Source organism: Bernardetia sp. MNP-M8, assembly GCF_037126285.1.
GTDB lineage: Bacteria > Bacteroidota > Bacteroidia > Cytophagales > Bernardetiaceae > Bernardetia.
On the sequence record NZ_CP147012.1, the window covers coordinates 2048360 to 2059736 of the forward strand.

8 protein-coding genes are annotated in these 11377 nt (G+C 31.4%); all 8 read right to left on the reverse strand.

Annotated features, from left to right (window positions below; genetic code table 11):
- Nucleotides 1-205: 205 nt before the first annotated feature.
- The 8 genes from V9L04_RS08480 to V9L04_RS08515 all read right to left on the reverse strand — a co-directional run bounded on the left by V9L04_RS08480 (nt 206) and on the right by V9L04_RS08515 (nt 11232).
- Nucleotides 206-1027, reverse strand: a complete 822-nt coding sequence (locus V9L04_RS08480; RefSeq protein ID WP_338793662.1) for a hypothetical protein — start codon at nt 1025-1027, stop codon at nt 206-208.
- A gap of 42 nt (nt 1028-1069) precedes the next feature.
- Nucleotides 1070-1882: a hypothetical protein gene (locus V9L04_RS08485; protein ID WP_338793664.1), complete on the reverse strand. Its 813-nt coding sequence runs from the start codon at nt 1880-1882 to the stop codon at nt 1070-1072.
- 644 nt (nt 1883-2526) lie between these two features.
- Nucleotides 2527-3249 carry an RNA pseudouridine synthase gene (locus tag V9L04_RS08490; protein WP_338793665.1) on the reverse strand — a complete coding sequence of 241 codons (723 nt, stop codon included), beginning with the start codon at nt 3247-3249 and terminating at the stop codon, nt 2527-2529.
- Nucleotides 3250-3777: 528 nt separating this feature from the next.
- A complete protein-coding gene (gene aceA / locus V9L04_RS08495) occupies nt 3778-5103 on the reverse strand; it encodes an isocitrate lyase (protein ID WP_338793666.1) in 1326 nt (441 codons plus the stop codon).
- 215 nt (nt 5104-5318) lie between these two features.
- Complete coding sequence (aceB, locus tag V9L04_RS08500; RefSeq protein ID WP_338793667.1) at nt 5319-6956, reverse strand: malate synthase A; 1638 nt, start codon at nt 6954-6956, stop codon at nt 5319-5321.
- A 798-nt stretch (nt 6957-7754) separates the two neighbouring features.
- The gene (locus V9L04_RS08505) at nt 7755-9086 is read right to left on the reverse strand and encodes a hypothetical protein (RefSeq protein ID WP_338793668.1); all 1332 of its coding nucleotides are present in this window, start codon (nt 9084-9086) and stop codon (nt 7755-7757) included.
- Complete coding sequence (locus tag V9L04_RS08510; RefSeq protein WP_338793669.1) at nt 9073-10032, reverse strand: type III pantothenate kinase; 960 nt, start codon at nt 10030-10032, stop codon at nt 9073-9075. The genes V9L04_RS08505 and V9L04_RS08510 overlap by 14 nt, the downstream gene beginning before the upstream one ends.
- 105 nt (nt 10033-10137) lie before the next feature.
- A complete protein-coding gene (locus V9L04_RS08515) occupies nt 10138-11232 on the reverse strand; it encodes an AAA family ATPase (protein WP_338793670.1) in 1095 nt (364 codons plus the stop codon).
- Nucleotides 11233-11377 lie beyond the last annotated feature (145 nt).

Genomic DNA, 11377 nt, shown 5'->3' on the forward strand with positions numbered 1-11377 from the left:
CTAAGAGAGAAAAGTGCTGATTTTGTTTATTTTACCTTATCAATCGTCAGTTATCGAAGATAACAAGACGTTGATAATGGTAGAATAAACAATAGCTTGACAGCTATGGTGGAGACACAAACAAAGGCTAGATAATTTTATCATGAATAACAAAAAAATTGCCTTACTTTTATTATAGAAGTAAGGCAATTTTTTGTGGAAATTTTTAGCAACCACAATAACCAGAAATTGTCAAAATCTTATTTTTGTTTTCTATAATACTTATGTAACAACCTGCTCCTTGATCACTCGGCTCAATAGATATAATTTTTGTTTTTTTATCAAATGTAATTGTATGAGGTATTGTATTTTCATCATAATATTCTTGATAATATAAAACAATAGCAAAAAAGTAAGCTTCTCTCAAAGATAAATTTGGAATCATCATATCCCAATCCATTCCTCCTTCACCACAACTATTTTGTTTATATTGTATATCTTTTTTGCTCCCAAATTTTTGTTGAAAAGCACAATCGTATTCATCTTCTCCATCATACTTTTGCCTTTTTATTTCATATCTATCATGATTTTTAAAATTACTTTGTAGATAATATAAATCACTAGATAAATAATCATTCTCTTGTGTTCCTCTATAATCCAAAACAGGCACAGGAAATTTAGTCAAATACCCATCAAAAACATAGCCTTCTAAATTATTCAAACTATCAATCTGACTGATTACTTTCACTTTTTGCATTCGTCCTTTTATCTCAAAATATTTTGTTTCTTGAACTGTTAGTTCATCAGAAATTGTATCTTGATTTAATAAAACTATTTTAGTGGCGTAGGGAAGTTTAGCTAATTTATTACAGGTCAGATTTGCACTATCTCTCAAATAAATTCCGTGAGAAGCCATAATATTGAAAGTGTCTTTTTCAATTACAGATTCTGTTTTTTTGCTTGTTGAAATGGAATTTTTAGGAATAGAAAAGCTAGTCAATGCTAAAAAGCTAAAGACTAAAATGAGTAGTAAATAATTGGTTTTCATATCGTTGTTAGTTTTGACTGATTTTAATAAATTGGTTCTTACTTAACACGCCCAACATTCATATTCAATAACTAATTCATTCGTATTATTTTTAAATATAGAATAATAACATCCCACTCCTGAGAGAGGTTCTATAATAAAGCTATTATTATTTTTATCAAAAATTACTACATCTCCTTCATTATATTCGTTGTTTTCACTAAAGAATAATACTAGAGAGAAAAAATAGGCTTCTCGTATCGACAAATTAGGAATTATTATTTTATGTATAGGAACATCGACAGTTGTAGATTCATTGTATTCATAAGTTATATTTTCGCCATACCTTTTCTTCCATTTAATAATCCAATCTTCATTTTCCTTATGTCTTTCAATAGCATATTTTTCAGACTCCTTAAAGTTACCTTTCAAATAATTTAATTCAGAACTCAAATAATCATTTTCCTTTGTTCCTCTATAATCCAAAACAGGTACTGGAAATTTAGTCAAATACCCATCAAAAACATAGCCTTCCAAATCATTCAAGCTATCAATCTGACTGATTACTTTCACTTTTTGCATTCGTCCTTTTATCTCAAAATATTTTGTTTCTTGAACTGTTAGTTCATCAGAAATTGTATCTTGATTTAATAAAACTATTTTAGTGGCATAGGGAAGTTTAGCTAATTTATTACAAGTTAAGTTTGCACTATCTCTCAAAAAAATTCCGTGAGAAGCCATAATATTGAGGGTGTCTTTTTCAATTACAGATTCTGTTTTTTTGCTTGTTGAAATGGAATTTTTAGAAATAGAAAAGCTAGTTAAGGCTAGAAAACTAAAGGCTATAAGAAGTGATAATAAATAATTGATTTTCATTTTTGATGATTCAAGTTGTAAGTTATTTTTTATCAGTACGGCTAAAGTACTGGTTTCGTTAAAAAAATCGAATAAAAAAACCTTTCCTAAAAAGAAAAGGTATTTTTTGTCCACTTACTTACTTTACTTACTACTTAAACTGTTCAGAAAATCGAACGACGATTTCATTCCTCAAAAGAAAGTGTAAAAATTGTCAGTTGCTAAAAATTTGTTTATCTAATAAATAAACGCTAACTAACGGCTTTCTTTCTTGATTTTCCAGAATTTTAGTTTGCTATGATTTTAGTATGAAACCAAAACAAACACTCACAAAAAATAAGATTTTGATAAAAATGGTGTAATTCCCAATAAAGAGAAGCTACAAACAAAAATCTTGGTGAGTAAATATCTTTTCATTCTACATCTTTTTGTAGAAGTTATTATCTATATTTCAATCTGTTTGCCAAGCCAAATTAATTATGCTATTTTTTTGATTTTTTCTATGAATTAATATAAAAACGTTTATTTAAGCAAATAGAGCTAGTTTTTTAAAGAAGTTTTTTTTTTCTTAGTTTTTTCGATTCTATTTTTATAGTCAATTCCTTTCCAAAATGAAAAGGTGTTTTTTTCATTGTGAAAATTAGATAGAATAAGTCTAATTAAAACTACATATCAAATTTACCAAGTTGCCTTAAAAGTGCATTAAAATCTTTTGGGTATTCTGTTATTGCTTTTATAACTTCTCCATTCATTCCATTAAAAGCTAATTCTTTTGCATGAAGAGCTACACGCTGCATCAGAGGAAGTTCTTCTTCCCATTTTTTAAGATTGAATTTTTTGCGCTTGATTTCTGACAAGAATAAATCTTTTCCTCCATACGCTTTATCAGCCACCAAAGGCGCACCTATAGTCTGTGCATGCACACGAATTTGATGCAAACGCCCAGTAATCGGACGACATTCCAAAAGTGTATAATGACGGAAAGCCTCTAAAGTAGTAAAAAATGTAAGTGAATGCTTTCCTTGTTTGTAGTTAACAGCTGAAAGTCCATTTTTCATTTTGTGTAAAGGAACTTCAACAGCTTGCTCTTGAAAATCATGCACTCCCACAGCAATAGCATGATAAACTTTTTCTACCTGACGTTCTTGAAATTGAATAGAAAGATGACGATAGGCTTCAAAGTGTTTTGCTATTGCAACAGCTCCACTTGTTTCCTTGTCCAAACGGTGTCCCAATTTTGCTTCTGGTAGTTCTGCTCTGACAATCTGTAAAAGATTCATCGCATTTCCTAAGCGTTCATCTAAAGAAGACAAAAAAGGAGGTTTATCAACAATTAAATAATCGTCGTTTTCAAAAATAACAAGGTCAGAAAGTTTATAGCGTTTCATAAAATACTCTACAGAATAAAGAAAGTCAAAAAATAAAGACTACAAAATTACGTATTTATTTGATTCAATTACGAATTACAAATTAAAAATTACGATTTGTTGAGTATTCTAGTTATAAATGAAATGTTTTTGATTTTTTGGTATTGCTAAGAATTTCGTAGATTGTGTATTTATTGTTTTTAATTAAAAGATAAAAATTTGCCTTGTATTAGATGTTATCACAGTTAATGTTTATGTCCCTATGTTGTACTCTCATATTGTGTAATGCAACTGCAATTCTAAATATTCGTTCTCTCACCTTAAAAATTTTGAATCTAATTTTGTTCTGTATAGTTTTCAGTCATTTTACACCTATAAATGTGTGTTCTACTGTCATTCTTAAAATTATATTACTTTTTTAGTTTTTGTCTAGTAGTATGTATTTTCACAATAAAAAACGAACCACCTCTTTTTTTGAGATAGTTCGTTTTTTATTATTTACTTTATACCTGTACTGACACTTTAAAATGTCTGCCAGTTTACTTTTATTTAAGCATCAGCTTTTGCGTCATGAAATTGCTCTTCTTCCGTTGAACCTTTCAAGGCAGCAGTAGATAAACCTTCGCCTACGATAGCTTGAGCTACTTGATCAAAATAACCAGCACCTACAAAACGTTGGTGTTTAGTTCCAGTATAGCCTTTTTCTTCGTAATCAAATTCTTTGTCTTGAAGACGAGAATAAGCAGCCATTCCTTCAGTTTTGTATTTTAATGCAAGTTCGAACATTCCCATGTTTAAGCTATGGAAACCTGCAAGTGTTACGAATTGGAATTTGTAACCCATTTCTCCTAATTGCTGTTGGAAACTAGCAATTGTGTCTTTATCTAAATTAGCTGTCCAGTTGAAAGAAGGCGAACAGTTATACGCCAATAATTTACCTGGGAATTTTTCATGAATTTTTTCAGCAAAATAACGAGCTTCCTCTACATCTGGCTTACCAGTTTCACACCAAACTACATCAGCATACGGTGCATACGCCAATCCACGAGCAACAGCAGCTTCAATTCCACCTTTCAAAACAAAAAATCCTTCTGAAGTACGAGGCTCATCAGAAATAAATGGAGCATCAGTTTCGTCAATATCACTTGTAATCAAAAATGAACCATTTGCATCTGTACGAGCAATCAGAACAGTAGGAACATCCAAAACATCAGCAGCCAAACGAGCAGCTTTCAATTTTTGAACAGCTTCTTTAGTAGGAACTAATACTTTTCCTCCCATGTGTCCACATTTTTTAGCAGAAGAAAGTTGATCTTCAAAGTGAACACCTGCTGCACCTGCTTCAATCATTGCTTTCATAAGTTCAAAAGCATTCAAAACACCCCCAAAACCAGCTTCTGCATCAGCTACAATTGGAGCTAACCAATGAATTGGTTCTTGCCCTTCTGCATTTTCAATTTGGTCAGCACGTAAAAGAGCGTTATTGATACGAGTTACCATTTTTGGAACACTATCAGCAGGGTACAAACTTTGGTCTGGATACATTTGTCCAGCATTGTTTCCATCTGCTGCTACCTGCCAGCCACTCATATAAATAGCTTTCAAACCAGCTTTTACTTGCTGTACAGCTTGGTTTCCTGTAATTGCACCTAATGAATTTACATAAGGTTCATTGTGCATAAGATTCCACAAACGCTCTGCGCCCATACGTCCTAATGTATGTTCTACTTTTACTGAACCACGTAATTTAGCTACATCTTCTCCTGTATAATCTCTAGTAATTCCTTTCCAACGAGCTGATGTTTTCCATTCGTTTTCTAATTCTGACACGCTTCTGTGAGCAAATTTGTTCGAAGTTCCGTTTGTCTTAGACATAATATTTCAGTTATCAGTTTTTCAGTTATCAGTTATCAATTACTCATAATCAGTAAATCACAATCTAATAACAGGTTTTAAATTATTTTTTTATGTTAGAAATACAGTTTGGCGTGTGTTTGTGCTTGTCGATTTATTGTGTGTCCAGTTAAGGATTTTGGTTTTTCTTTTTACTAGACCCTAAGTGTTTCTGAAAACCCTTAGGGTCTAAAACTTTATATTAAATGGTATGCTTCTGTTGTCAAAAAGTCTTTGTATTCTTTTGTGAAAACCAATCCTTCCATAAGCTCTTTTGCTTTTGGAAATTTTGAGTTTTCGAAGTCAAAGTTTGGATATTGAGCAGCTTCATCTTTTATAGATTGATACTCTTCTTCCATACATTTTCTCAAATATTCTTCTGTAATTGGCTTACTGCTATCTCCATCCAATACAGCATTTGGATTGTTGAGCCATTGCCAAAGTTGTGTTCTTGAAATTTCGGCTGTTGCTGCGTCTTCCATTAAATTAAAAATAGCTGCTGCACCAACTCCATCTAGCCAAGAAGCGATATAACGAATACCTACATTGAAGTTCATTCTGACACCTGCATCAGTAATTTTTCCCCCTTCGATATCAAAGTTGGTAAGATTTTTTGCAGTTTCTTCTACATTTACATCTTCTCTCAAACGGTCTTTTTGGTTGGGTTTGTCTCCAAATTTAGCATCAAAAACATCTTTTGCTACTTTTACCAAATCTGGGTGCGCTACCCAAGAACCATCAAAACCATCATTGGCTTCACGTTCTTTGTCTTTCCTTACTTTTTCGAAGGCTTGTTTGTTGATTTCCTCGTCGTGTCGTGTTGGAATAAAAGCAGACATTCCACCAATAGCGTGCGCTCCTCTTGTATGACACCCTTTTACCAAAAGTTCAGTGTAAGCTCTCATAAATGGAACTGTCATTGTAATTTGTCCACGGTCAGGAAGTGGATTTTTGACTACATTTCTGAATTTTTTGATAGCAGAGAAAATATAATCCCAACGTCCTGCATTGATTCCTGCCATGTGGTCTTTGAGTTCGTATAAGATTTCCTCAATCTCAAAAGAAGCCATAATAGTTTCTAAAAGAACAGTTGCTTTAAACGTTCCGATAGGAATATCAAGATAATTTTCAGCAAAAACAAAAGCCTCATTCCAAAGACGAGCCTCTAAATGAGATTCTATTTTTGGAAGGTAAAAATAAGCTCCCGAACCACGATTCATAAGTTCTTTTGCATTGTGGAAAACATATAAACCAAAGTCAAAAAGACCTCCAGAAATAGGTTTTCCTTCAATCAATAAATTCTTTTCATTAAGATGCCAACCACGAGGACGAACCAGCAAAACAGCCGTTTCTTTATTCAATTCATAGTGTTTATTTTTCTTTTCATCGTGGAAAGTAATTGTTTTGCGAATAGCATCATAACAATTTATCTGACCTTGAACAGCATTTTCCCAAGTAGGTGAATTTGAATCTTCAAAGTCTGCCATAAAAATATTTGCACCCGAATTAAGTGCATTTATCATCATTTTTCTTTCAACAGGTCCTGTAATTTCTACTCTTCTATCTTGTAAGTCTTTCGGAATTGGAGCAACTTTCCACGTTTTGTCTTCTCTGATATGCTTCGTTTCGGCTAAGAAAGTAGGCATTATTCCATTATTGATTTGCTCTTGTCTTTTATTTCTTTTTTCTAATAATTCGTGGCGACGAGCATCAAATTTTTGGTGTAACTCTGCCAAAAAAATAAGGGCATCATCAGTAAGTATTTTCTTAAATTCAGGCGTAACTTCTCCTTTCACTTCTAGATTCACTAGAAGTTCAGATTTTGTGTTAGACATAATTGATTGTGTTGATTTTTTGAATGAAATATATTTATTTCTATGATAGAATTTCTTGTGATAAGATTTACTAAAAACAAAGCGACAAAAAAATAGTGAAGTTTGGAAACCAAACAACAAGGTAGCTTTTGGAAAGAATTTATATCTAAATAGATAACCAGTCTTTTTATGTTTTTTAAATCTAAAACGTGTATCACAAAACGGATGATTAGCGATTAATTAGCAATAAATCAGAATTTATTAAATTCGATTCAATAAAATTAAAACTAGAACTAGACTAGAACACTAAGACCCTAAATCGAATTTCTTATCTATTTATAGTAAGAATAGAGCGATTTTTTTTACAGTAAAGCTAATTTAGAAAAGGATTAACTTTGTTAAGAAAAAGTTAACTACTTATTATGTTTTCTAAAATTGTTATGCGTGCAGCGTATTTATTGGTATTTTGTTCAAATAAAGTCAATTATTTGGATAAAAGCAAATTTGAGTATAAAAAAATTATGTATTTATTCTAATAAGTAATTTTTGATTTGGCTATAAACAAGGCTTCAAAAAAGTAAGAGACAAAATATTGATTAATTATGCCACAAAAAAACTCCTTATTCATTTTTAGACAAATAAGGAGTTTTGAATAAACGTTATCACAGTTGTTTACAGGTCTAATAATTAGCAAGTTATAGAAAAACAAATCAGTCTTATTTTTCCATAACGCAGGGTTTGCAAACCCTGCGCTATGGAAAAATGAACATTACTAATTTAATTGTGATAACGTTTAATATATATTTATTAAAAAAGATATTAATCAAATCTAGAACGAACAAACCATCTATCACTAATAGAAATTCCTAAACCAAATTTTACATATTGTTCTTTTATAGTGTTCAAACTTCCACGCTGACCAATTGCTCCATACATATTAAGTGAAGAGAAGTTATTCTTGACAGGAAGTGAAAAGCCAATACTTACACTCATATCTTCAATTGATTCATTATTGACAACTAATGGTGTTTGAGAATAAGAAAACCCTGCTCGGTAAGTTGTTCGGGCTAGATAATTAGAGTTACGAACATTAGGTGTAATTTCTCCTCCTACACTAACTTTATAACTATTCTGCAAACGATTATTTCCTACAATAGAAGAGCTATTTGAGATGCTCCAATCTTGCATACTATAATCTATACCAAAACTATAAGCTGTATTTTGAGTTCCTGATGCAGCTTCTAGATAACCACGTTGTAAGCTAATACCAAACGTAATAGCATCAGGAATTTGAATAGCTTCTTTCTTTTCTGAAAAAAGTGTATCTCCATCGATAACTATATCACTAAAATTTTTGCGTTCGAAGGCTCTGAAATGAGTTGCTTCAAAGTCAGCAGCTCCATCATAACTTACTCCTACATTAATCTGTGAATTATCAAAAACAGGAATAAAATAGTGTACTCCCAAACGATACGTAAAATCACCATAATTATAACGGTCACTGAGTTGAGCTATAAAACCACCTCTAAAGTCATCTAAGGAAGCAGTAGAAGTATTACTGACTGCTCCAAAATTATAATTGATTTGTGCACCTACAGAAAGATTTTGAATAATTTTATATCCTGTACTCAAAAATACTTGTGAAACACCTCCTGAGCCTGCATAATCATATTTTACAAAAGTGGGAGTATTTTGTAAAAGTTCGTAACTAACAGCATTATAATTGACAGAAGAAAAGGGTTGAAAGCCAATATTGATAGCCATATTTTTATAAACAGGAAAAATAAGTGATAGATAACCCAAATTTCCACCAAAATCATTTGTCTGAATAGTATTTGTTCTTAAATCTTTGTATTCTCCGATTCCAGCAGCTTCAAAAACAGTAAGTTTATGATAACTCAAAAGAGCTGGATTTTGAAGGTTTGAATATTTTACTGTCGGAAGACTCACCCCTACTCCTCCCATTCCAAGATTGGAAATAGAACGCTGTGAAGAAATTTCTCCTAATCCAATTCGTGAAAAAGGATTATTTGCTGTTTGAGCAAAAACTGAAAAAGATGCAGAAAAATAGGTAAACAAGATAAAAATTACTACCAAAACAGGAGTAAATAACCTTGAACTAGAACGGAGATAAAAATTAGTTGTCTTCATTATTTTTTATAAACTGGAAAATTCGTTGTAATCCTATCAAAACCAAATTTGATTCGATAGTCCATTTTGGGTAAGTGTGAGAATTATTTGGAAAACGTATTAAATATTCCTCCCACCATTTTTTTAAGATTTGAGCATCGCCACCACAGACGACAATATTTAGCTCTTTATTTGTGTTGTTTTCATTAGTATTTATTTGATTCTTTTTTATAGAAACTTGATTCTGATAAAAATCAATAATACCCTTTATTTCAGAAATAAGTCCAAACTGAACCCCACTTTGCATTGCTTCCTGTGTTGTTTGTCCTATAGGTGTAGGCAATATTTCATTTGGTTCAAACAAAGGTAGTTTTGCTGTAAAATGATTCAGAGCCTTAAAACGCATCTGCAAACCTAATGAAATGCTTCCTCCTTCAAAAATTCCTTCTGACTGATTTGTATCAATAAAATCAAAGGTAATACAAGTTCCTGCATCAATTACTAAAGTAGGCTGTTTGATAACTTGTTTTTGTAAAAAAAAAGCACCAATTACAGCAGCCAAGCGATCTTTACCTAAAGTTTTAGGGGTTTTATAATTATTTTGAATGGGCAAAGGCGTATTTTCATCTAATAGCATAACTGATACTACGACGCTAACTCCTTTACTATCTGTTGCAATTTCTTTTATTTCTGAATTTGATTTTATGATTAATTTAGAATTATCAAGATGAGTAGAAATTAATTTTCTTTTTAAACTTTCCACAAAAGAAAGTTCAATCTCTTCATTTTTTCTAACAGAACTTATCATTATACCTTCTAAAGAAGCAGAAAACGAATTTCTAATTTCATTTATCCAATTCTCTAAGTCAGTAGTAGAAAGAGAATAACGCACTTCTAAAAGCACTTCACTTTCGAAGAGTGCTGCTTTGAGCGACGTATTTCCAAAATCTACTGCCAAAAGAAGCATAAAATCATTTTGTATAAAAAAACCTCATTCGTAAATCAAATAAGGTCGCAAATTTCGCTTTTTTGTAGCGAAATAGAAAATATATAAAGAAATTAAAACAATAAATCATTTTTTTTCTAAGAAAACCACCTCATGAGCTTCTTGTATATCAGGAAATTCTAAACGCTGGTGCATCTCCCAAATCTTTTTAGTAGGCACAATCTCTTTTTCTTCTCTTGCTTTATTATCTTTTACAATCTGATTAATATTTTTATGAAGAAACACAATCTTGATTTTGGGTTTGTAAGGAAGCCAAATTGAAATCAAACTACTTCGAACTTGTTTTGTCAGATTGGTAGCATTCCAAATAAAAGATTGTTTTTTTCGGCAATATTCTCGGCTTCGTTCTTTGGCTGCTTGAATGATTTTACCCTGATTATCAGTTGGTTTTACTTTTAGTTCTCTTCTCAAATTATCCATTGCAACGATAGGCAAATCTTCATTCATTTCTACTATGAAACTATCCTTTCCACTAGCAGGAAGTCCACAAAGCATCGTTATTTCAAAATCATAACTGGCATAAAGCTGTGTATTTGGAAAATTATCTTCTTTTCTAAAATATTCAAATCTATCATAATCTGAATGAAAAGTATAAGGCGCATCAAAACACTCATTTTCTAACCCTAATTCTTTAAAAACTTCTAAGCGATATGCCCACTCTTCCCAGTCTTTACAAATACGTCCTCCTAAATCAGCTTTTCCAAAAGCATACAACCATTTATTATTTGATAAAATACTAGTCAAAATCATATTCTTTTGAGGATTATCTTTTGAGTATGCCCAAAATGGATAACCGTGATAAAAAATAGTTTGATAGACTTTATAGATTGTATCAAAATCATAGTTTTCTTTATCTAAAATCTGTCTTGTTAGTTGTGCACCTTTTCGTGCATGGCTTGGGTGACTAATACCTCCATCAGCTTCATGTGTAAGTGTATGAGGTTTGCAAATGTCATGAAAAATAACTGTCAAGAGCAAAATATCTTGTTCTTCTTTAGAAAATGTATTCCATTCTTCTGTCTTTAATATAGAATCCAAAACCATTTGAGTATGTGTAAAAACATCTCCTTCTGCATGTTTTATTGGGTCTTGTATGGTATTTTTCATATCCTCAAAAAAAGGATTATATTTTTTCACTAATTCAAAGTCTTCTAGTTTCATTACTTCTATTTTTTATTTGATATTCAATTGAAAGAATACTTATACTCATACGTTTTTGGTTTTCGAAAAAGTAAACCTTTCAGACAGTTTAACTTCATTGAGGGCTAAAGCCGTTCATAAGTATCAATACAGTTAAGAAAACAAA